The organism is Pseudoalteromonas sp. OFAV1 (assembly GCF_021532595.1).
Classification (GTDB): Bacteria; Pseudomonadota; Gammaproteobacteria; order Enterobacterales; family Alteromonadaceae; genus Pseudoalteromonas; species Pseudoalteromonas lipolytica_C.
Genome location: NZ_JAKGBG010000001.1, coordinates 141,200 through 164,945, shown reverse-complemented (window position 1 = coordinate 164,945; position 23,746 = coordinate 141,200). Strand labels below are relative to the sequence as shown.

At 41.7% G+C, this 23,746-nt stretch carries 18 protein-coding genes and 1 pseudogene; 7 read left to right on the top strand and 12 right to left on the bottom strand.

Translation table 11 applies throughout. The features are described from left to right. Window positions 1–8: 8 nt before the first annotated feature. Window positions 9–2,864, top strand: coding sequence for a valine--tRNA ligase (locus tag L1267_RS00760; RefSeq protein ID WP_235381797.1), 2,856 nt, complete (start codon window positions 9–11; stop codon window positions 2,862–2,864). 109 nt (window positions 2,865–2,973) lie between these two features. Here the strand turns inward: L1267_RS00760 and L1267_RS00755 are convergent, their stop codons facing one another. Continuing rightward, on the bottom strand, window positions 2,974–4,251 hold the full coding sequence (locus tag L1267_RS00755) for an outer membrane protein transport protein (RefSeq protein WP_235381796.1): 1,278 nt from the start codon (window positions 4,249–4,251) through the stop codon (window positions 2,974–2,976). A gap of 336 nt (window positions 4,252–4,587) precedes the next feature. On the opposite strand from L1267_RS00755, the gene L1267_RS00750 reads away from it, so the two are divergent. Further along, the gene (locus L1267_RS00750; RefSeq protein WP_135923630.1) at window positions 4,588–4,911 is read left to right on the top strand and encodes a hypothetical protein; all 324 of its coding nucleotides are present in this window, start codon (window positions 4,588–4,590) and stop codon (window positions 4,909–4,911) included. On the opposite strand, the gene L1267_RS00745 is transcribed toward L1267_RS00750, so the two are convergent. The 3 genes from L1267_RS00745 to L1267_RS00735 form a co-directional block, all read right to left on the bottom strand. After that, window positions 4,871–6,088 (bottom strand): HD-GYP domain-containing protein, encoded by a 1,218-nt coding sequence (locus L1267_RS00745; protein ID WP_235381795.1) that lies wholly within the window; start codon window positions 6,086–6,088, stop codon window positions 4,871–4,873. The genes L1267_RS00750 and L1267_RS00745 overlap by 41 nt on opposite strands. Before the next feature lie 225 nt (window positions 6,089–6,313). Next, entirely contained in the window at window positions 6,314–6,649 is a 336-nt protein-coding gene (gene rraB, locus L1267_RS00740; RefSeq protein WP_054552644.1) for a ribonuclease E inhibitor RraB, read from the bottom strand. Beyond that, window positions 6,649–7,362, bottom strand: coding sequence for a 1-acylglycerol-3-phosphate O-acyltransferase (locus L1267_RS00735; RefSeq protein WP_171040399.1), 714 nt, complete (start codon window positions 7,360–7,362; stop codon window positions 6,649–6,651). Before L1267_RS00735 ends, rraB begins: the two co-directional genes overlap by 1 nt. A 264-nt stretch (window positions 7,363–7,626) precedes the next feature. On the opposite strand from L1267_RS00735, the pseudogene L1267_RS00730 reads away from it, so the two are divergent. Continuing rightward, window positions 7,627–8,831 (top strand): annotated as a pseudogene (locus L1267_RS00730) (M66 family metalloprotease); the annotation flags it as partial. Beyond that, window positions 8,811–9,935 carry a TagA domain-containing protein gene (locus L1267_RS00725; protein ID WP_442960546.1) on the top strand — a complete coding sequence of 375 codons (1,125 nt, stop codon included), beginning with the start codon at window positions 8,811–8,813 and terminating at the stop codon, window positions 9,933–9,935. The pseudogene L1267_RS00730 and the gene L1267_RS00725, both read left to right, overlap by 21 nt. A 39-nt stretch (window positions 9,936–9,974) precedes the next feature. Here L1267_RS00725 and parC read toward each other — a convergent pair whose 3' ends face one another. Genes parC through L1267_RS00690 form a run of 7 tightly spaced genes read right to left on the bottom strand, consistent with a single transcriptional unit; the run spans window position 9,975 to window position 17,752 of the window. Next, the gene (gene parC / locus L1267_RS00720; protein ID WP_235381790.1) at window positions 9,975–12,269 is read right to left on the bottom strand and encodes a DNA topoisomerase IV subunit A; all 2,295 of its coding nucleotides are present in this window, start codon (window positions 12,267–12,269) and stop codon (window positions 9,975–9,977) included. 10 nt (window positions 12,270–12,279) lie between these two features. Next, window positions 12,280–13,380, bottom strand: coding sequence for a PQQ-dependent sugar dehydrogenase (locus L1267_RS00715; protein WP_199526099.1), 1,101 nt, complete (start codon window positions 13,378–13,380; stop codon window positions 12,280–12,282). Window positions 13,381–13,414: 34 nt separating this feature from the next. After that, window positions 13,415–15,304 carry a DNA topoisomerase IV subunit B gene (parE, locus tag L1267_RS00710; protein WP_135923625.1) on the bottom strand — a complete coding sequence of 630 codons (1,890 nt, stop codon included), beginning with the start codon at window positions 15,302–15,304 and terminating at the stop codon, window positions 13,415–13,417. A 33-nt stretch (window positions 15,305–15,337) separates the two neighbouring features. Next, entirely contained in the window at window positions 15,338–15,898 is a 561-nt protein-coding gene (locus tag L1267_RS00705) for a YqiA/YcfP family alpha/beta fold hydrolase (RefSeq protein WP_138557186.1), read from the bottom strand. Further along, window positions 15,883–16,665: a metallophosphoesterase gene (locus L1267_RS00700; protein WP_235381789.1), complete on the bottom strand. Its 783-nt coding sequence runs from the start codon at window positions 16,663–16,665 to the stop codon at window positions 15,883–15,885. The genes L1267_RS00705 and L1267_RS00700 overlap by 16 nt, the downstream gene beginning before the upstream one ends. Continuing rightward, on the bottom strand, window positions 16,652–17,110 hold the full coding sequence (locus L1267_RS00695; protein ID WP_135923622.1) for a DUF1249 domain-containing protein: 459 nt from the start codon (window positions 17,108–17,110) through the stop codon (window positions 16,652–16,654). The genes L1267_RS00700 and L1267_RS00695 overlap by 14 nt, the downstream gene beginning before the upstream one ends. A gap of 9 nt (window positions 17,111–17,119) precedes the next feature. Continuing rightward, on the bottom strand, window positions 17,120–17,752 hold the full coding sequence (locus tag L1267_RS00690) for an NUDIX domain-containing protein (protein WP_135923621.1): 633 nt from the start codon (window positions 17,750–17,752) through the stop codon (window positions 17,120–17,122). Between the two features lie 150 nt (window positions 17,753–17,902). Between L1267_RS00690 and tolC the strand changes: the two genes are divergently transcribed. From tolC to L1267_RS00675, 3 genes are all read left to right on the top strand, one after another. After that, window positions 17,903–19,243 carry an outer membrane channel protein TolC gene (gene tolC / locus L1267_RS00685; RefSeq protein WP_135923620.1) on the top strand — a complete coding sequence of 447 codons (1,341 nt, stop codon included), beginning with the start codon at window positions 17,903–17,905 and terminating at the stop codon, window positions 19,241–19,243. A gap of 107 nt (window positions 19,244–19,350) precedes the next feature. After that, window positions 19,351–20,277, top strand: coding sequence for an LpxL/LpxP family Kdo(2)-lipid IV(A) lauroyl/palmitoleoyl acyltransferase (lpxL, locus tag L1267_RS00680; RefSeq protein ID WP_135923619.1), 927 nt, complete (start codon window positions 19,351–19,353; stop codon window positions 20,275–20,277). Between the two features lie 59 nt (window positions 20,278–20,336). Further along, window positions 20,337–20,912 carry a TcpQ domain-containing protein gene (locus L1267_RS00675; RefSeq protein ID WP_199526094.1) on the top strand — a complete coding sequence of 192 codons (576 nt, stop codon included), beginning with the start codon at window positions 20,337–20,339 and terminating at the stop codon, window positions 20,910–20,912. A gap of 23 nt (window positions 20,913–20,935) precedes the next feature. On the opposite strand, the gene glnE is transcribed toward L1267_RS00675, so the two are convergent. Next, window positions 20,936–23,743 (bottom strand): bifunctional [glutamate--ammonia ligase]-adenylyl-L-tyrosine phosphorylase/[glutamate--ammonia-ligase] adenylyltransferase, encoded by a 2,808-nt coding sequence (gene glnE / locus L1267_RS00670; protein ID WP_235381788.1) that lies wholly within the window; start codon window positions 23,741–23,743, stop codon window positions 20,936–20,938. Between the last annotated feature and the right edge of the window lie 3 nt (window positions 23,744–23,746).

Sequence of the window (23,746 nt, the reverse complement as noted above, 5' to 3'; positions counted from 1 at the left end):
TCTGTGTAATGGATAAAACCTATAATCCGCAAGATATTGAACAGTCTTTATACCAAGACTGGGAAGAAAATGGCTACTTTAAACCGTCTGGCCAAGGTGACGCATATTCAATTATGATCCCGCCACCAAACGTCACGGGTAGCTTACACATGGGCCACGCGTTCCAAGATACCATCATGGATACGCTAACGCGTTTAAAGCGTATGCAAGGCAATAATACATTATGGCAAGTAGGTACTGACCACGCGGGTATCGCAACACAAATGCTTGTTGAACGTAAGCTTGCTGCTGAAGAAGGTAAAACACGCCACGATCTAGGCCGTGATGCATTTATCGAAAAAATCTGGGAGTGGAAAAATCACTCTGGCGGCACTATCACTAAACAATTACGTCGTTTAGGTGCTTCTGTAGATTGGGATCGTGAGCGTTTCACTATGGACGAAGGTCTTTCTGAGGCGGTTAAAGAAGTATTCGTACGTCTTCACAAAGAAGATCTAATCTACCGTGGTAAGCGCCTGGTAAACTGGGACCCTAAACTACACACCGCTATTTCTGATCTTGAAGTTGAGAACAAAGACAAACAAGGTCACATGTGGAACTTACGTTACCCACTTGCTGATGGCGTAACAACACAAGATGGTAAAGACTATATCGTTGTTGCCACAACGCGTCCTGAAACAATGCTAGGTGATTCAGGTGTTGCGGTTAACCCTGACGATGAGCGTTACCAAGATCTGATCGGTAAAGAAATTTTACTACCTATCGTAAACCGTCGTATTCCAATTGTTGCCGATGAGCATGCAGACATGGAAAAAGGCACTGGTTGTGTAAAAATCACCCCTGCCCACGATTTTAACGATAACGAAGTGGGTAAACGTCACCAGCTTCCTATGATCAACATCTTCAATAAAGATGCTGCGATATTAAGCGAAGGCGAAAGCTACACATTCGACGGTAAAGAGCTTGAATTAGATGCGCCAATTCCTGAGCGCCTACATGGCCTTGACCGCTTTGATGCACGTAAAGCGATTGTGAGCGAATTTGAAGAGCTTGGCCTATTAGAAAAAATTGAAGATCACAGCTTAACAGTCCCTTACGGTGATCGTTCTGGCGTAGTGATTGAGCCACTTCTTACTGACCAGTGGTACGTGCGCGTAGCACCTCTTGCAGAGCCTGCAAAAGAAGCGGTTAAAAATGGCGACATTAAATTTGTACCTCAGCAATACGAGAACATGTACTTCTCGTGGATGAACGACGTACAAGATTGGTGTATTTCACGTCAGCTTTGGTGGGGTCACCGCATCCCTGCTTGGTACGACAACGAAGGTAACGTATATGTTGGTCGTGACGAAGCTGAAGTACGCCGCGATAACAACCTTGCTGATGATGTTGCACTTAAGCAAGACGAAGACGTTTTAGATACTTGGTTCTCATCTGCGCTTTGGACTTTCTCAACGCAAGGCTGGCCTGCAAACACTGATGATTTAAAAACTTTCCACCCGTCTGACGTATTGGTAACAGGTTTCGACATCATCTTCTTCTGGGTTGCTCGTATGATCATGATGACCATGCACTTCATCAAAGATGAAGACGGCAAGCCACAAGTACCATTTAAAACCGTTTACGTAACAGGCCTTATCCGTGATGAAAACGGCGATAAGATGTCTAAATCGAAAGGTAACGTTCTTGATCCTATCGACATGATTGACGGTATCGACCTTGAAAGCCTAGTTGAAAAGCGCACTGGCAACATGATGCAACCACAACTAGCGAAGAAGATTGAGAAAAATACTCGCAAAACATTCGAAAACGGTATCGAAGCACACGGTACAGACGCGCTACGTTTCACCCTTGCAGCAATGGCTTCAACGGGCCGTGATATCAACTGGGATATGAACCGCCTAGAAGGTTACCGTAACTTCTGTAACAAACTATGGAACGCGAGCCGTTACGTATTAATGAATACAGAAGAGCAAGATTGTGGCTTCGCTACAGATGCTGAAAAACAGTACTCACTTGCTGATCGTTGGATTTTAGGCCAATTTGAAGCAACCGTTAAAACCTATACTGAGCATCTAGAAAACTACCGTTTTGACTTAGCAGCAAACACCATTTATGAGTTCACTTGGAACCAATTCTGTGACTGGTACCTAGAACTGACTAAACCAGTATTGTTTAAAGGTAACGAAGCACAGCAACGTGGTACTTGTCATACTTTGATCACGGTATTAGAAAGCCTACTACGCTTAATGCACCCGTTAATGCCTTACATCACAGAAACGATTTGGCAACGCGTGGCACCACTTGCAGGCATTGAAACTGCGGGCACTAGCATCATGGTTCAAGGTTTCCCTGTTTACAATGAAGCTAATGTTGATAGCCAAGCAATGGCTGACCTTGAGTGGGTTAAACAATTCATTCTTGCTATTCGTAACATCCGTGGTGAAATGGATATCAGCCCAAGCAAACCATTATCGGTATTGCTTGCTAATGCGTCTGACGAAGACAAGCGCCGCTTAACGGATAACGAAGCATTCTTAGCGTCTCTTGCTAAGCTTGAAGAGTTCACGCTTCTTGATAACAAAGACGATGCACCTGCATGTGCAACATCATATGTTGGCAACCTTGAGATCATGATCCCAATGGCTGGCCTAATCGATGTTGAAGCTGAATTAGCCCGTATCGCGAAGCAGCTTGAAAAAGCAGAAAAAGGCTTAGCACAGGTTCAAAACAAGTTAGCTAACGAGAAGTTCGTAAATAATGCACCTGAAGCTGTGCTTGCTAAAGAGCATGCTAAACTGGCTGAATTTACAGATGCGAAAGACAAACTATTAGCGCAAAAAGCGAAAATCGAAAGTCTATAACAGCATATATAAAGCGCGATTTATTCGCGCTTACAAAAAAGCCGCGCTATAACATTGTTATAGCGCGGCTTTTTAATGCTCTGTAGCGCAACTTTACGTCGCGCCAGTATTAAAACGTGTAGTTATACTGAGCACCAACTAGTACTGCGTGACCTTTTGATTCATATTCCCATGAAACATTTTGGCCTAAAGAAGCTGCTAGGCTGTCTTTTTCAGAGAAGTTTTGTGTTTTACCACGAAGGATACTTACACCTAAGTCAACATTTGAGTTTTCGCTGAATGCGTAGTTACCACCAAACGAGAACCAGAAACGATCTGTATCAGGGATAGAGATTGATAAGTGTGATTTATCAGCTGGTGATTCGTCGTATGCAATACCTGCACGAAGTAATAATGCATCGCTGTACTGGTAGTCAGTACCGATAGAGTAACGCATTGAATCAGAGAAGTTCTCTTCTTTAGAGAATACAGGCGTTTCAAGGCTTGGTGTATATGCTTCTAATTTTTGGAAGCTGTCCCAACCTGTCCATAAAATGCTGTAGTGTACGCCTAGCTTCTTATCAACTTGATGTGAACCAGAAAACTCAGCAATTGCTGGTAGTGTTAGTTTTAACTCACCAGGTACTACAGTGCCCGCTAAACCGCCAACAGCAGCTGGAAGTTGGTTTGAGTACTCACCTTCAAAATCGATATCTGTTTCGCTGCGGTAGTTAAAACCTAAACGGCTATTCTCATCTAGTTGATACATTACACCAACGTTCCAACCAAAGCCGTAGTCGTCGCCTTCAAGGTGAGCGATTTGCGTGCTAGCTGGTAAACCAAATGGGTTAGTACCTGCATTACGAACAACTTTAGCATCAGCATAAACATAGTTTAAACCAAGACCTAGGCTGAACTGTTCGTTGATTTTATATGAAGCGCTTGCATTCATATTTACAGTAACGATTTCAGTTTCACCTGCAATAGAGCCCGCAGCGTAGTCATCGTTAAATTCAGTAGAAAGACCAAAGTTTGAGAAAGCACCAAAGCCTAGTGATACTTTGTCGTTTAATGGCATTGTGAAGTAGCCAGCAGGAATAAATGCAGATGGTGCGATGCTATCATCATCAATAACATTCTCATCTAAACCATATGCCGCACCTTCTCCATTTAGACTTACGTCAGGAATTACAGCAATGCCTGCAACTGAAATTTGCTTGTCTTTGAATAAAGACATAAGTGCAGGGTTGCGAGCAACAACAGAGGCATCATCAGCTACGGCTGCTTCACCAGCGTATGCACGACCTAAACCTGATACGTTTTGCTCTGCTAATTGGAAGGCTGCAGCAAAGCTGTCAGCAGAAACAACAGCAAGTGATGCTGCAATTAGTGTTTTAGTGAACTTCATAAATCTGTGTCCTCTTGCAAACTTGTGCGTTAGCTAATCCAACATCGAGGGCAACCCATTAGTTAAGCATAAAAGATTAGCACTGTATGTTGGTATTAGATGTTTTATTCTAATGATTACAAACTTTCGAACATTACCTTAATTAAGATCAAAAAACTGTAATTTTTCGTTAGAAATAGGTAAAAAACCCGCATTTTAACAACAAGATAACAACTTATTAAAACTCATCAGATCTCTGGTTACAAACCTTACAAACAACAATAGTTATCATTTGCATTGACATGTATTTGTTGTCCCTTTAGACTTAAATAAAGGTTTTTCAGTTAGGATCGGACCATGGAAATCGCACTTATTGTTGTTGCGCTGATGTTATGCGGTGTGAGTGTTCATTATTTTTGTAAAGCTAACTACTGTGCGTGTACTAAAGCAGGTGATTGCGATAACCCTGTGAATCACTTTTGGTTAAAAGCGATGTTTAGTGCGGTATTGTCACTCATGTTATGCTGCATCGCCTTGCATGTCGAAAAAGGGACGTTGTTGTGGTTGGTTTTAATGACTAGTTGTTTTAGTGGTGCATTTATATCAGCAAAACGCAGCGCTAGAAAACGCTGCGTTAAGTCTAAACAAGCAGATGCTCTTTTAACAAACGAGCCAAATTAAGCTGATAATCTAGCGGTTTTATACTTGCAACAATCTTAAGATCTTGCTCTTCATTCAAATTAACATCTTTCGCAGTAATGTGGTGCTTGTGTTTCGCGTTATAAAATATTTTAACTTTAGGCTTGATTGGATTTTGATGATTTCCTTCCATTACCAGCGCCAAACGCTCATTGTTTAACTTCACAATCGTGCCAACAGGATGTACACCTAAGCATTTAATAAAGCGTTGCACCAACTCTGAATCAAACATCTGTTTGTTAGCAAGTAAATAGCGCAGTGCCGAGATGGGTTCTTCACCCATTTGGTGAGGTCTGTCCGCCGTCATTGCATCATACACATCAACAATAGCCATAATGCGCGCTGGTCGGCTTAACTTTTCTCCGGTGATGCCCCGAGGATAACCGCTGCCATCTAAACGTTCATGATGATTAACTATCATCTCTAACATTAAGGGCGTAATGCCTTTTTCACCTTTCACTAAACCTAAACTTTGTGCCACATGTTTTTTTACTACCTGCATTTCATTATTATTTAATGCGCTTGGCTTAGAAAGAACCCCCTGTGGCATCTTGGCTTGCCCAATATCATGCAGCAATGCACCCATTGCTAATTCTTTAATGGTTTTTTCTTTATAGCCTAAGTACTTGGCAAACACACTAACCAAAATGGCGGTGTTGATCATATGTCGCCAATTATAAATATGTTTATCTCTGAGCCGTGTTAAGATAGTCAACGCATTGTGATTACGAAATACCGAGCTGACTATATCAACGGCGATATCATCAAGTACCGACACATTCATTTTTAAACCCGAGGTAATATCAGAGTAGAAGCCTTGCAGTTTTCGACTATGTTGTTCGTAATGCACACTGGCTTTTAGAAACTCTTGTTGAACGGTGATCCCTTGAGGTACTTCGTTAGCCGCAGGCTTTTGTTCTACTTTGGCTTTAGTAGTCTCAGGTTTTGGTTGATATTTTTTAGGAAGTGCAACATCACTTTGGGTGAAGTCGATAAGAAGCTCTTCAACACCTTCAGATATTAAGCGCTGAATAATGGTTTTATCGCGGACCAGGCCACGCGTCTTAATTTTTATGCTATTTACGTGCTCTTGCTGCTTACTGACACTGTCAACAAACATCCCTGGTACTAGTTCGGCAATGGGTAAAGTTATAAGCATAAACGCGCTTGGTGTATAAAAAGATTGAGTTTTTAATTATCACCAATTAATCAAAAATGTCTATATATTATTCTTAGAATACGAAATAGGTATGGGTTAGAAAGTTGAAAAGGGGAAAATTAAAAAAGGGAAAGTTAGAAAGTAGCAACTCGCTAACTTTACTCTTTCCCCTAGAAGCTCACAAACTATTAAGTTTCAATCTGAGAGCTGAAAGCTGATAGCTGTTTACTCCTGAAAGTAAGTGCCCCAGCCGTCGTATTCAACATCAGTTTGCTGAGCAAGCGCTTCTAGCTTGTCTACGTCTTCCATAATCGCTTCTACGTCAAGTTCACACTCAACAACCACATCAAAGCTCCACACTTTCTCGCCGTCTTCTAGCTCAAGTTCAGCAGGTTCTTCAACATCATAACCTAGTTTAAAAGCGGCTAAAGCTGCTTGCTCTAACTTTTCAAAATTTTCGCTAACAAAGTGGTGTTCCACTTCATAAAGTACTTCAGGATCTGAGCCATCTTCAAGTAATGAAGTTACGATGTCTTCAGTAATTTCGCGCCAATTTTCCATTATTTATTTCTCACTTGAGCATCTAATTCAGTTATTTTAGCAGCCATAACCTGATGAACATGGGATGCATGATCACGAGCAGATACGTCTTTATCAAGATAGATTGGCGCTAACATTTCGAGATAAATTGTACCATTATCCCAGCGATTTAGCTTAATAGTTTTATGTGTTGTACTCATACAAACAGGCACTACTGGCACATCGGCACTCATAGCAGTATGAAAAGCACCGGTTTTAAAAGGTAATAAACCTCGGCCATAGCTACGTGTACCCTCAGGGAACATCCATACCGATAACCCTTTACGCTTAATTTTTTCGGCTGATTTAGAAATTGTACCAGCTGCTTTTGAGCGATTAGCTCGGTCAATTAATATATTGCCTGATAGCCAATAAAGCTGGCCAAAAAATGGGATCCACTTAAGACTTTTTTTACCAAGGCTTACACAGTTCTCAGGCACCATCGCTGGCAAAGTAAATAAATCATAATTATTTTGATGGTTAGCTACATACACTGCAGGACCAATATTTTTAGGATCTTCGTGGTACTTAAGCTCAAGCTTTACACCCAATACTTTAGCAACTTTGCAAAACCACCCAGAGATAATGTGAACGTTATTGGCATGAAACGGCTTCACAATACATAAAAGCAAACCAACAAGGCAGCTAAAAACTATAAATAAAGCCATGAAAATAATGCGAAAAACAGCTAACAAACGAATTCTCCTCGTACTAATCAGCGCGCATTATACCGTGATTAATTGCATTTCCATAGTATTAAGCGAACACATGTAAGCTAAAAATTATTACAAAATCGCTTACCGGCATTACCATTACGGCTATCTGAAATAGCCAATTGCTAACCGTGTTCAGAGTTTTCTCTTGTTCATTTATGAAGCATCTTAAAAGGTGCTAGGCCTATGAATGATAGTATTTTCGATAGCTTTATTCCTACTTATGACGCAATTGGTTGAACGTTTATGAAAAACACATCTTTATCTCTAGCTGTACTGTGCGCATTAACGCTAAGTAACTACAGTGTGGCAAATAACACAGAAACTCACTACTTTAACCAAAATGCCCTTAATAGTGATACCGAAGGAAACTTTCCTGCAACCGTACTTTTTGCTCAAAATTCAATAACGCCTTCTATAAATAAGATCGAAGAGGATATTCAACCTCATTTAGTAGCGCAAAGAAAAACCATGTTGATGTTCAAGCCACATCAAGAATTAGCAAATGACTCTCAAATTATCTTAAGTGTGCTTGATAGCAACGATACCCTCGTGTATCAAACGTTTATGCGCTCACCTGATGCCTTTACTAAACCCTTTGGTTATGATGATAATTCTGTTAACTATTCTGATAACACTTTTTCGAGCATTCTGCCGGCATCAGTTATTCAGCCGAACATTCACTTTGCGTTTGAGCTAGGCGATAAGTCAAGTAAACTAAATAACGTCAAAGTTGGTGCAAGCACAAGTCTTATAATTAATACTATTGATGTAGGCTTGCTTACTCCTTATCGAGACAAGTTCACTTTTCAACACGATGCTGATTTACATCGCCAGTACTTTCAGCAAGTCCCTATTACTAAGCTATCTGTAAATAATTTTGAACCGCTGCATTTAACCGAAGTGATGATGCCTGACGGCCGCCTGTTGACTGACTCAGATCCAAGTAAAGGGGGAATTTACTCTGGCGATATGCGCCATTTAATTGCTAAAAACCTGCTGTCGCATGGTATCAATAATGCTAATTATGGTATCAATGCGTCTGGTATCGGTGGTCCGACAGCACACCCGTATAGTGCAGCACAAGTAACCGCCCATAATGCTATTGGTAAGTACGATAATGGTATCTTTGTTCACGGTTTATCAGGTGGTGCGGGCATGGTGACACTGTATAAATCTGTTGGTAATGAATTTAGTCACGAGTTAGGACATAACTTCGGTTTAGGCCATTATCCTGGCGGCGAAAATGGAGTATTAAATCGCCCCGCCGATGAACGTAATTCAACTTGGGTTGGGATGGCGACTTAGATAAATTTATACCAAACTTTTCACCTAAGTTATCGTATAAAGACCGCTGTTATAAACAGACCTGTATTGCTGCATTTAATGGTCATCAATATGGCACAGGCTCTATGTCTGGTGGTGGGCCAATGTACAGCGAGTACAACAAATACACGCTACATACTCCATACGAGTTGCAACATATACAACGCTTTTTAGAAAACAAAGCACATTTTGATAGCAGCAGCAAAACTGGGTTTAGTAAATGGGATCCGCTGACTCAATCAATGCAACCTTGGAACAATACAGTCTTAGATACCAATACACTGCGCTTGGTTAATCGCATTCCTTATAAGCAAGATGTTCCAATCACAACTATTATCGGTTTTTATGATCCTGAACAACAGCTACAAAGCTTTATTTACCCTGCTCTTCACGGTGCTTCAGGCGCCGTCTATAAAGACAGCTTCTCTTCATCAAGCTGTAAGTTAATTGTCAAAACCCAAAAAGCAGGGAATAAAACCTTCAACCTACCTGCAACACGATTAACAACAGGTAAAATGAATAAGCTCCACATTAATCTAGAGGCAGCTTCAGTACCAACTAGCGCTTCTGTGTACTGCGACTCAAACCTACTGGTATGGCAAGAGCTAGAACCTGCAAAACAAAACTTACCAGCCTCAGTTATCACTACTCAAGAGAAGCCAAAAGCCTGTATTGTAAACATAGAAACAAACGAAGAGTTTTGTCTACAGGATGGACAAAAAGCAAGCTCTCTTCCCGCTTTTGTAAGTCGAAAGCCTGTTTATGTGAGAGCACCACAAGGTTTACAGGTTATGTTATCTGACTATGGAAACTTATCTTATAACCGCATTGCGACTTTTAATGGCACCGTTGAAAATAACAAACTGAAAAATGTTTTAGCAAAAAATGGACAATATTTAGATTTCTCTAAGCCGCGCTCTATGCGCGTATTTAGCTCTGAGGAGCCTTTAGGTTGCATTGTAAGCTTGCTAGATCAAAGTGAATACTGCTTAAAAGCAAATGAACGCTCAAACTACAGGCTACCTGCTTATATCAATAAACATCCTGTATACGTTAAAGCAGCGCCAGGAGTAGCAGTGACTCTTTCTGATTGGCCGAATCTATCTTATCGCCATACAGCTACGTTTACTGAAAATACCAGCCATCAAGATTTGCAAAATGTAAAAGCCGATAACGGTCAATACCTTAACTTTTCTAGGCCGGCTTCAATGAGAGTCGTTGCAAACTAAAGCAACAAAAAGGCCTGCAATTGCAGGCCTTGTATTTTACTATATTACTTCACTTGACGACTCATCACTATCATCAGTCTGAGTCATCTCAACAACAGCTTCATCAACCCGCTGCAGACCGCGTGGTAATTTGTTACCTCGTCTACCCCGTTCACCATGATAATGCTCAAGATCAGACGGTTTCAGTGTAAGTTTTCGTTTACCTGCATGCAGGGTTACGCTACTGCCCTCTGGCACCACAGCAAGTACTTTTACAAACTCTTCACGAGCTTGTACTTTCGCACTTGGAATAGAAATAATCTTATTCCCTTTACCTTTACTTAACTTAGGCAAGTCACGCAGAGGGAATAACAGCATTCGGCCTTCGTTCGAAATTGCCATACAGTAGTCTGTCGCTACATCAGTCACTCTAATTGGCGCGAGTAATTCACCGCCTTTAGGAACACTAACCAGCGCTTTACCGTTTTTGTTCTTACTCACTAAATCTTTAAAGTCGCTAATAAAGCCATAACCTGCATCTGAAGCCATTAACAACACTTGGTTGTCTTCAGCCATCACCACATGCTCAAAGTTGGCACCAGAACTTAGGTTAAAGCGCCCTGTCATTGGTTCACCTTGACTACGAGCTGAAGGTAAACTGTGCGCATCGGTAGCAAAAGCGCGACCACTTGAGTCTAAGAACACTGCAGGCTGATTACTCTTACCTCGCGCCGAGGCTTTATAGCTGTCGCCAGACTTATAACTTAGCCCTTCAACATCTAAATCATGGCCTTTACCAACGCGTGCCCAGCCTTTTTCAGATAGCACAACTGTAACTGACTCAGAAGGAATAAGATCTTTTTCGCTTAGTGCTTTTGCTTCTACACGTTCAACGACTGGTGAGCGGCGATCATCACCGTACATTTCAGCGGCTTCTTGGATTTCTTTTTTCATCAACGTCGACATACGACGCTCAGAACCCAGAATTTGCTCTAACTTGTCACGTTCAAGCGCAAGCTCATCTTGCTCACCTTTAATCTTAAATTCTTCAAGTTTTGCTAAATGACGTAGCTTTAATTCTAAAATTGCTTCGGCTTGAATATCGGTAATACCAAAGCGCTCCATTAATACGGGCTTTGGTTTATCTTCAGTACGAATAATTTCGATGACTTCGTCGATATTTAAAAAGGCAGTTAATAAACCTTCTAAAATATGCAAGCGTGCTAACACTTTATCTAAGCGGTATTGTAAACGGCGACGAACTGTTTCACGGCGGAACGTTAACCACTCAGTTAAGATACTACGTAAGTCTTTAACTTGCGGACGACCATCAAGGCCAAGCATGTTTAAGTTTACGCGGTAGTTCTTTTCTAAATCGGTGGTTGCAAACAGGTGTGCCATTAGTGGCTCAGCCTTGATGCGGTTCGAACGCGGTACAATCACAATACGGGTTGGATTTTCGTGATCTGATTCGTCACGTAAATCGGCAACCATCGGTAACTTTTTAGCGTTCATTTGTGCAGCAATTTGCTCAAGTACTTTTGCACCTGAACACTGATGAGGTAGCGCTGTAATTACAATATCACCGTGCTCTTCAGTGTAAATTGCACGCATCTTGATAGAGCCACGTCCGGTTTGATAAATCTTACGAATATCATCTTTCGGAGTGATTATCTCAGCTTCTGTTGGATAGTCAGGGGCATGCACTAACTCAAGCAGCTCTTCGATTTCAGCTTTTGGTTTATCAAGCAGTAAACAACAGGCACTGGCAACTTCTCGCACGTTGTGTGGTGGAATATCCGTTGCCATACCTACCGCGATACCAGTCACACCATTGAGCAAAATGTGCGGTAAGCGCGCTGGCAATACCATTGGCTCATCGAGTGTGCCATCAAAGTTTGCGGTCCAATCAACAGTACCTTGGCCGAGCTCTTTTAATAAAACTTCAGAGAACTTAGATAAACGCGCTTCGGTATAACGCATCGCCGCAAATGACTTAGGATCGTCCGCGGCACCCCAGTTACCTTGGCCGTCCACCAGCGGGTAACGATAAGAAAACGGCTGAGCCATCAACACCATGGCTTCATAACAAGCACTATCACCATGGGGATGGTATTTACCAAGTACATCACCAACAGTACGCGCAGATTTTTTATACTTAGCTTGCGCCGATAACCCAAGCTCGCTCATTGCATAAATGATACGACGCTGTACAGGCTTTAGACCATCACCCACATGCGGTAAGGCGCGGTCCATAATGACGTACATTGAGTAGTTTAAGTAGGCGTCTTCAGTAAAACGCCCCATTGTTTGTTGTTCTATGCCCTGCATCAGCAAGGTATCAGTATCACTCATTAACGCTTACCTATTTTTTCTTTGCGCTAACACGATAAATCACGTTAGCAAAGTCGTCTGAGATCAATAAGCTGCCATCTGCAAGTTCTGCAAAGGCAACTGGGCGACCAAATGTTTCTTCATTTTGCATAAACCCTGTAACGAACGGAGTGTATTGAGTAATACGACCTTGTTCAACGTTCGCTAACATCACTCTGTAACCCGATTTTTTACTGCGGTTCCAAGAGCCATGCTCAGCAACAAATAGTTGCTCTTTGTATTTCGCAGGGAACTGTTTGCCGTTATAAAAATGAATACCAAGAGGTGCCACGTGCGCACCAAGTGCAAGCGCAGGTGACTTGTAATCAGCAATGCTCTTACCTTGACCAAACTCAGGATCTAAAATGGCGCCTGCATGTACATAAGGGAAACCATAATGTGCCCCTTCTTCACCTTCACCTACACGGTTGATTTCGCAAGGAGGCATATCATCGCCCATCATGTCACGGCCATTATCACTAAACCAAAATGCATTGGTAGTTGGGTGATAATCAAAACCAACTGAGTTACGAACGCCTTTGGCGATTGTTTTAATTTCTTTTGTATCTACATCTAACGAAAAGATACGACCATATTTGTCGTCTTCCGCACAAATGTTACATGGCACACCCACAGGCACAATTAGCTCACCGGTTGGCGCAAAGCTAATGAACTTCCAGCCATGATGACGATCGGTTGGGAATTTATCGTAAACGACTTCAAATTTAGGGTCTTTTAGGTTTTTATCGATATCTTTAAAACGGATGATACGCGACACTTCTGCCACATATAAATCACCATCTTTAACAGCTAATCCCGAAGGCATTTCAAGGCCTGTGGCGATAACCATTTTTCTATCGGCAACGCCATCACTATTATGGTCTATTAATGCATATACATTGCCCGCTTTTCGTGAACCAGCATACACAATGCCTCTTTTTGACACGGCAATCTGACGCGCATTTTCAACGTCATCAGCAAACAAGCTGATAGTAAATCCATCAGCTACAGTGAGTTTATCAAGAATATCTTTGGCCATTACCGGCGCTGACAACAAGCTCAGCGATAATAATGAGGTCAGTATTTTTTTCATTTTTCTTGCCCTTTCATTCGTTCAACTACCTTAACTAAACTTGTGCGCGGTTACCGTGATCTTCCAACCACTGGCGACGGTCTGATGAACGTTTCTTTGCAAGTAACATGTCCATCATCTCCATCGTTTGCTCCTCTTCGTCCAGCGTTAATTGCACTAGACGACGCGTATTTGGATCCATAGTGGTTTCACGTAATTGTAGTGGGTTCATTTCACCCAACCCTTTAAAGCGTTGAACATTGACCTTACCACGTTTCTTCTCGGCCTCAATGCGCGCTAAAATGCCGTTCTTTTCATCTTCATCAAGGGCATAGTACACCTCTTTACCAATGTCGATACGGAATAATGGCGGCATTGCTACATACACGTGACCTTCTTTAATAAGTGCAGGGAAATGACGCACGAACAAAGCACACAATAGAGTCGCAATGTGTAATCCATCCGAGTCAGCATCGGCCAAGATACAAATTTTGTTATAACGCAAACCAGATAAATCACTCGAATCTGGGTCTATACCTAGTGCCACAGAGATATCATGCACCTCTTGCGACGCTAAAATCTGACCCGACTCCACTTCCCAGGTATTTAAGATTTTACCGCGCAGCGGCATGATTGCTTGGAATTCACGGTCACGCGCTTGTTTTGCTGAACCACCCGCAGAGTCACCCTCTACTAAAAACAGTTCAGTGCGGTCATTATCTTGCGCGCTACAATCGGTTAATTTACCTGGTAATGCAGGGCCAGAAGTAATGCGCTTACGCACAACTTTTTTGGCGGCACGTAAACGGCGCTGTGCATTTGAGATACATAGCTCAGCTAATAATTCTGCCGTTTCTGTGTGCTCGTTTAGCCATAAGCTAAATGAATCTTTTACTACACCAGAAACAAATGCTGCACATGAACGTGAAGATAGCTTTTCTTTGGTTTGACCAGCGAACTGTGGGTCTTGCATTTTTACCGACAACACATAGCTACAGCGCTCCCAGATATCATCTGGCGTTAGCTTTACGCCACGCGGTAATAGGTTTCTGAATTCACAGAATTCACGCATTGCTTCAAGTAAGCCTTGGCGTAAGCCATTGACGTGTGTACCGCCTTGGGCTGTAGGGATTAAGTTTACATAACTTTCAGCGATTGACTCACCGCCTTCAGGTAACCAAACCACAGCCCAATCAGCGCCTTCTGTAGAGCTAGAAAATTCACCTATAAATGGGTCTTTTGGCAGTACTTCAAAACCTTTAACAGCTTCATTTAAGTAATCTTTTAAACCTGTTTCGTAATACCACTCTTGGCTTTCTTTGGTTTGCTTATTGGTAAACTTAATACGCAGGCCTGGGCATAATACTGCTTTGGCTTTTAGCAAATGATTAAGCTTAGTAATAGAGAAGTTAGCTGAGTCAAAATAGCTGGCATCAGGCCAAAAACGCACAGTTGTACCTGTATTACGCTTACCCACAGTACCAATGACGTTAAGGTCTTCAACCTTGTCACCGTTCTCAAAAGCCATACGAAATTGCTGTGCATCACGGCGCACGGTTACTTCAACACGAGTCGATAGCGCATTTACAACCGAAATACCTACCCCGTGTAAACCACCCGAAAACTGATAGTTTTTATTTGAGAACTTACCACCGGCATGTAGCTTGGTAAAAATAAGTTCCACACCCGGAATACCTTCTTCTGGGTGAATATCAATTGGCATACCACGACCATCATCAATAACTTCAAGTGAGTTATCTTCATGAAGAATAACATCAATTTTTGTTGCATGACCTGCCATTGCTTCGTCGACACTGTTATCGATAACCTCTTGACCTAAGTGGTTAGGACGAACCGTGTCGGTATACATACCTGGGCGGCGTTTTACGGGCTCTAACCCGTTTAAGACTTCAATTGCTTCGGCGTTATAATTTTGCTGACTCATAGTTTTTATATCTTTTATGCGCTTAGCTATGTTTTACGTGATTTTAAGAAAATCTACAATACTTGCAAAGGTTTGTTCGAAGCCGATAAAACTATGATCGCCTCCAAATTCAACGTGTTGCTTACACTGAGAATAATAGTTAACCGCCTGCTGAAAAGGCAGTACTTCATCGCCCGTTTGCTGTAGCAAATAAAGCAATGAAGGAGTGTCTAATTGCGGCAAATATAAACTGCGCAATGCATCCATGTGACGAGTACCAAGTTCGTAATGACTATCTTGATACGGGTTATAATTTGGCCCTAAATAGTTATCGAGTAACTCAAATGGGCGAACCGCAGGGTTAATCACCACCGCAGGTATCGAATAACGTTGCGACAGATAGGTCGCATAAAAACCGCCTAATGAACTACCTAGTAATACAGTATCATCATTTAGCAATTGTTCTAATTGTATAATTGCATGTAATGGCTCATGGGTTAATCGCGGCACCTGATAATCAACATCAAATTGCGCCATATGTTCACCAAAGCGCACGGCTTTGTAAGATTGCTCAGAACTATTAAAGCCATGAATATAAATTACCCGTTTAGCCATACTACATCCGTGCTTAACTGCAATTTTTGTTGTGCATCAACATTTAAGTTAATGACACGAAATGCGGGGCCTAAATCGTCTTGCTGCCATGCCATCGTGTGCTTGGTAAATTGTATCGAGCTGGCTGGTGTAGCAAACACGCTAAGATCACGGTAGGTTTGCGTGTATTCATGATGCACATGACCATGAAACACACCAATACACTGTTCACTGTTTACACACATGTTTAAAAACTGTGGACCATTTTCTAGCATATGTTTATCTAAATAAGCTTGAATTGGCAACGGATTATGATGACAAAACACCACGCTTGGAACTTGCCCTATTGCTTGGCTTAATTCATTCAAATGCGTGTGTGTTACCCAACCTGCTGGCGTCGGACCTTTTGAGTTTGCTAAAAGCAGTTGCCCACCTAAAAACGTAATGCGTTTACTGTTTAAAATTTGCGGGCTTGTAAGCTTTTCATATTCAGCGAGTTCATCATGATTGCCAGGCAACCAAAATACCGGGCAGCTGAGCGCTGAATCTGTAATTAATTTAGCAAAAAGTTGATAAGACTCGCTGCTGTGATCTTGTGTTAAGTCGCCACCAAACACCACACAATCAGCATCTAGCTCAGCAATGGCATGTAAACAGCGCGCAAAATACGCAGCCGTATTCACGTTAAAGTATTCACCCGTTGTGTCTTTTGATAAGTGGCAATCAGTGATATGGGCAACTTTCAGTGCTTTTTTATCAAAATGATAGCGGTCACTAAACCAAGCCATTATTTACATCCCAATTTAAAACTGCTCGGCCATTTTCAACACAGGCAACCAACCAGTCATACAAAAAGGCATTAAGCTGATACTTTTCATCTTTTTGGTGCATACTCGGATTCGGGTACGCGTATGAGGGCTTGATACGTTGATGAAAATCATGATGGATGATTTCAGCCACTTTCGCATCATGATACATACGGACCGTTAGATATAGAGGCTGTAATGAGCTCAATTGTCCAGTTTCTTGATTAATAGAGATATCGGTGGTGTATTTAGCCGTATCGTCCACTTTTATCACAAAAGTGCTCTGACCTAACTGAACTTTTCGCTCCTGCCCTACCAAACGCTCACGTGGCAATAATTTTAGTGCACGCGCATAGTTGTGTTCACACAATGTTAAGTACTTGGGTAAACTTTGAATATAGCGCTGTTCGGCAGTGACGTAGGCCAAAATAATCCCCTATTTATTGTTCCAATCAGACAGTATACGTTGCTTATTAAGTGCTAACCACTGTAATGAGATCACAGTTGCAGCGTTATCAATTTCGCCTTGCTCTAAACGTAGCATGGCCTCTTGATATGACATTACATGGGTTTTGATATCTTCATCTTCATTATCTAGACCAAAAAGGCCACCTTGATACCCAGATAAGTCAGTGCGCGCCAAATATAAGTACAAACGCTCAGTCGTACCACCAGGGCTTGAAAGATACGACATCATAAATTCGAGCTCATTAAGTTCAATGCCCGCTTCTTCAAACGCTTCTCGCTTGGCAACTTCTTCGTAGTCAGTACTACCATCAGCCATGCCAGCGATACACTCAAGTAACCAAGGGGACTGCTTTGATGCCATTGCACCAATCCTGATTTGCTCAATAAGCAACACTTGATCAGTAACAGGGTCATAAGGAAGTACAGCTACAGCATGGCCACGCTCTAAAATTTCACGCTTAATCTCCACCGATTTACCACCAGCAAACAGCGCATGATGAAAGCGATACACATTAATTTTAAAAAAACCATCATAAACTCGCTCAATTGGCTTTAACTCTATGTCGTCATGGCTAAATTGTGAGATTGCTGATATTTTCATTCACTATTTCCTGTAAGTATTACGTAAAATTTATCGTCAATTATATTCTGTTACACTTGGACATGTAGATTTACGTAATTTTTTTTTGGTTATTCATTAAAAAAGAGTACCATGTTGGCAGTACGAAATTGTCTAAGGACTGAACAAAAAATGAAAAAAACATTACTCGCTGCGCTGATTGGTTTTTCTAGCGCATTGACTGCAACAGCAAGTAACGCTGAAGACCTACTTCAAGTTTACGAGATCGCAACCGCGAACGATCCTACCGTACTTAAAGCAAAAGCCCAAGCAGATGCGCAAGCCTATGAGAGCGATCGCGCGTTAAGTGCACTATTACCACAAATTGGCTTAAGCCTTGGCTATGAAAAAACCAAGTCGGACCTATACGATGGTAATGATGCTACAGGCTATGCTGGTTATGATTATGACCCTGACGTTTTCAGTCGTGGCCTTAGCTTAAGTCAAACATTGTTCGATTTAGGTGCATGGAACTCACTTGGTATTGCAGAAAAACAAGCATTACAAGCAACTGCACAGTATGACTTTGCACGCCAAGACCTAATCGTTCGTGTTGCTGAAGGTTATTTCAATGTTTTAAGCGCCATTGATAACCTTGAGTTCGTACAAGCAGAAAAACGTGCTATCGAACGTCAGTTACAACAAACTAAAGAGCGTTATGCGGTAGGTTTAACTGCGATCACTGACGTTCATGAAGCACAAGCTCAGTTCGATAACTCAGTAGCACAAGAAATTGTGGCTAAAAATAGTGTTGAAACAGCACGTGAGCAACTTCGTGAAATCACAGGTAAATACCACGCTAAGTTAGATGTATTAAATACAGAAACCTTTTCGACGGTTGCACCTAATAAACAATCAACTGACTTTATAAAAATTGCCGAAGACAACAACTTAAATCTGCAAGTGTCTAAAGTAACGGTTGATATTGCAAAAGACCAAATCGATTTAGCAAAAGCAGGTCACTATCCTAAGCTAACTTTGAACGCGTCTTATGGTGACAGCCTGACAGATTTAAACAGTAATTCACATCAACCACGTGAAGACAGTGCAAAAGTGGGTGTTAACTTCAGCTTACCTATTTATTCAGGTGGAGCAACGACAGCAGCAACAGATCAAGCTCGCGCTTACTATGTTGCAGCAAGCGAAGACTTAGAAGCAAGCCTACGTGCAGTAACACGCTCAGTGATCACGTCATATAATCAAGTGGTCTCTGACATCGCAACTTACAAAGCACTTCAACAAGCTGTTGTTTCTGCAGAAAGTGCGCTTAAAGCAACTGAAGCAGGCTTTGAAGTTGGTACACGTACTATCGTTGACGTATTGATCAGCACACAAAACCTGTATAACGCAAAAAGTAACTTAGCGAATGTTCGTTACCGTTATGTTGTTTCTACACTACGCTTGAAACAAGCTGCCGGTACCCTAACTAGCGAAGACCTTATTGCAATTAATCAGGGTTTAAAAGAAATCTAATCATTTCTTCTAATTGAGTCCTTAAATAAAAGCCAGCCTAGCGCTGGCTTTTTGTATTTTTAAAGACATACAGTTAAACTAGCTTTTTTATTTTTAGAGATTTTTTTGTGGTTAGTTCATCTCCGTTTAAAGCGTCTTTTTTAGGCCCACGTTACTGGTTAACTTGGATTGGCGTGTTCTTTTTATATCTTATCTCTTGGTTACCACACAAATTACAACTTGCACTAGGTAAACTACTTGGCCGTTTAGTGCATCGCTTTATGAAACGCCGTCGCCATATCGCTGAGGTCAACATTCGTTTATGTTTTCCTGATATGCCAGAACATGAACAGCGCGAATTAGTTCGTAAAAATATGGAAAACACCGGTATTGCCATGATGGAAACTGGCATGGCTTGGTGGTGGCCCGAGTGGCGTGTAAAAAAAGTATATGGCTCCATTAAGGGCCTAGAATACTTTGAGCAAATCCAGCAATCAGGAAAAGGGGTATTGTTACTTGTACCGCATATTCTTCATTTAGAAATGGCAAGCCGTGTCATGGGTTTAAAACACCAAGGCATTGGTTTTTATCGCCCTCATAATAATCCTTTGATGGAATACTTTACGACTAATGGGCGCTTACGCTCAAACGAATACTTAATTGGCAAGCGAGATGTAAAGGGTTTACTAAAAGCACTTAAAAATAAAAAAGTGTGCTATTACCTTCCTGATCAAGATTATGGCCGTAATCGCTGTGAGTTTGCGCCTTTTTATGCAGTAAAAGAGACAGCAACAACAACAGGGACTTTGCTTTTCGCTAATAGCAAAAACTGCGAAACTGTCAGCCTAACCAGCCGACGTGATGAACAAGGTCGCTACCATTTAGAAGTACTGCCTATTTTGCACGATTTCCCAAGTGGCGATGATCTAAAAGATGTAACACGTGTCAATCAACGAATGGAACAAGCCATAGATAATGCCCCAGAGCAATACATGTGGTTACATCGACGTTTTAAAACGCGCCCTGATAAGAACGCACCTTCTTATTACAAGTAGAGTGACAATTTTTAATTAGTATGTTTTTATTAAGGTAATAAACAACAAGAGTATTAGAAATGTGGTTCTGGGTTAAGCATTTATCATTAGCTTTTATTTTAATTGCTGCTGCAATCTACTTTTTATTCGGTAGCGGTCCGGTATTTGATATGAAAGAAACAAAAAATGCCGCTGCTCAGGGGTTGTCTCGCTTTTATTCTGCGTTACGTAACCAAGTAAACAGCAAAGATAATGAACGTGATAAATACGTTCTCAAGTTACCAACACCTGAAACAAGTTTAGATGTTGCACTATTTGAGCGCGAAAAAGTGGTTGAACCATCGTCACCAAACTGGACCGGCGATATTCAACCGCGCCGCTTTGAAAATGGTAATACTTTAAAAGACGTGCTCTCTGATTATGCCCGTAATGAAGACATTGTACTTTATTGGTATTTAAGTAAAGACTATGTCGTTAAAGATCATTTTCGTGTTGATAGTAATTTTGTTTCAACACTGTATCAGGTTGGCCGTGCAATCAATGACGACTTCGAAAATGAGGTTTATACCTTCTTTTGTTTTAAGCAAAGAGCAGCTGTTATCACTGAGCTCCCCTCTGCTTATGTGCGCGAGAACTGCCGCCGCTTAAAAAGCTAACGGCACTTCTAATACCATTTCGTTTAAGTATTATTGCTGTTTGCTATAAATACTTGCTGCCACGCGTTACTAACCAATGCTATGTGCTGAGTTAGCTCAGCACGTGGCGCACAACGACCTTGCTGATCTAAACTCATTACATGATAGCGTGAGCGATAGGTAATATATGCAGCCACTAACTCTTGCTGCATTTGCTCTGTGATACAACCTAAACGTGCAGCATCAGCTAAAATGCGCACGTTATCAGACCAAGTGGTTAGCTCTGGATGCTGCATCGCATTATTCAGCACCAGATATTGAGTGATAAACTCAATATCTGTGATACCACCTCTATCTTGTTTTAAATCAAACAGTTCATCATTCCCTTTCGCTAGGTGAGTGCGCATTTTTTCGCGCATCTCGATGACCTCTTTTTTCAGCTTTTCTGTATTACGTGCTTGGCACAACACATCTTTACGGATCGCAGTAAAGCGCTCGTGTAATGAAACTTGCCCATAAATCATGCGTGAACGGACTAAAGCTTGGTGTTCCCACGTCCATGCTTGAGTTTGCTGATAGTGATAATAACTTTCTAAATTAATAGCCAGTAAGCCCGATGCCCCTTCGGGACGTAAACGGGTATCAAGTTCATACAAAATGCCAGACGCAGTTCGCGTGTTGAATAAGTGCATTAGTCGCTGCGCGAGCTTTAAATAAAACTGACGTGAATCAATTGATTTATCACCGTCGGTATAACTACTGCCATCGTGATTATGCACAAATACCAGATCAAGATCTGAATCGTAGCCAACTTCAAAGCCGCCCGTTTTACCATATGCAATAACTGCAAAGCCCTTTTCTTGATCAGAAGTATTGGCTGGCCGACCAAAGCGCTCAACACAAGCATGCCAGGCAATATTGACCGCTTGCTCTACAATAGCCTCAGCAAGCGCAGTAAGGTGATCGCTAACCTTCATCACACTAAGCACACCGGTTGCATCAGCGGCAGCAATGCGTAACTGATGCGTTTGTTTAAACTGACGAAGTGCTTCCATTTGCAGCTCTAAATCGCCATGTTCTATACGCAAGAAATACTGCCTAATTTCATCTTTATAAGCAGATAAAGGCGTCGGTTTATAGAGCACCTGAGGATCAATCAGCTCATCAAGTAAGATTGGGTAACGCGAAATATGTTCACCAATCCATTTACTATGACAGCAAAGTGCAACCAGTTGATTTAATGCACCTGGATTTTCATATAACAGCTCAAGGTAAGCGGTTCGAGAAATAATTTTATTCAGCACTTGGCTTATCATGTTAAATGCTTCGCCACTTGCCTTGGCAACAGTAAGCTGTTTAAGCAACAGTGGCATTAATTTGTCGAGAATATCTCTGCCGCGCGTGCCTATTTTCGCCTTCGTTAAACGCGCTTTAAAGTCTTCAAGCGCCCCTTGCCAGTCAAGGTTAGGCTCGCACATCAAACTAACATCTGTCATCTCCCACGCGCTAATATACTCACTTTCACAGGGATCTGCGCTCTCACTTTCAAAGCCAATGACTTGCTCAAACTCATTATGTACTTCAGCCATCACCTGCTCGATTGCAGCTAGGCAATGGCTAAAATCAGCCTTATTAAGTAAATAACAAAGGCGCTGCTGATTAAGCTCATCATCAGGTAGTGTCTGAGTTTGTTTATCAGCAAAAATTTGTAAATACTGCTCTACACGGCGTAATTCTAGGTAATTCTGTTTTAACAATTGCGCTTCCGTGGATGTCATAACTTGATTATTAACCAGCTCTTTTAGAGCCAACAGTAATGACTGCGTTTGCAAGTTTGCTTCTCGACCACCACGCACCATTTGCAGAGCTTGCACTACAAACTCCACTTCACGAATACCACCTGCACCGAGTTTTATGTTATTGGTTAAACGTTTACGACGTACTTCTTGAGCAATCATATGCTTCATTTTTCTAAGTGACTCAATCACTGAAAAATCAATATAACGCCTGTAAACAAACGGCCTTAACAGTTCGTAAAACTCACTCCAATAGCGATTCTCAGTACCAATTAAACGCCCTTTGAGCATGGCATAGCGTTCCCACTCTCGACCTTGTTCTTGATAATAATCTTCCATAGCATGGAAACTCATCACCAATGGACCACTTTCGCCAAAAGGCCGCAAACGCATATCTACTCGAAAAACCTGGCCGTTCACTGTTGTCTGGTTAAGCGCCATAATTAACTTTTGCGCTACCTTGGTATAAAAAACTTGAGCTTCAACTGAACGACGACCACCTTGTGTTGCAACATCTCGAGGATAAGAAAAAATAAGATCGATATCCGATGAGTAGTTAAGCTCTCTTCCTCCTAACTTTCCCATACCAAGAACCAACATAGGGATGGCATTTCCGTCAGCATCGACTGGAGTGCCGCTTACTTTAGCAACTTGCGCAAAAGCCCATTGATTTGCGCTGTCAATAAGCTGGTTTGCCAGCTCAGAGATATAAGCAATGCTGTCAGCAATTGGGTTTGCACAACACAAATCTAGATACGCAACTTTCAACCAATATTTTTCACGATATAAACGCAATTTTGCCATTGCTGCTGAATCGTCAAGTTCACTTAGGTCACTGTTACTTAATGGCGACTCTACCACGCGGTTAGCACATTCTGTTTCATCAAGTAACCATGTTCTCAAAGCCGGCTGTGATTGTAAGCAGTGCCAAGCAAAATCACTTAATGATAATAACTTAGCGATATTTTCGTCGACATCTTGATCAGGGTATAAGCTAGTAAAGCGGGTTTGGCCTAACTGTTGAACTGACGTTGGAAGCGGATACGAATTACTCATTAA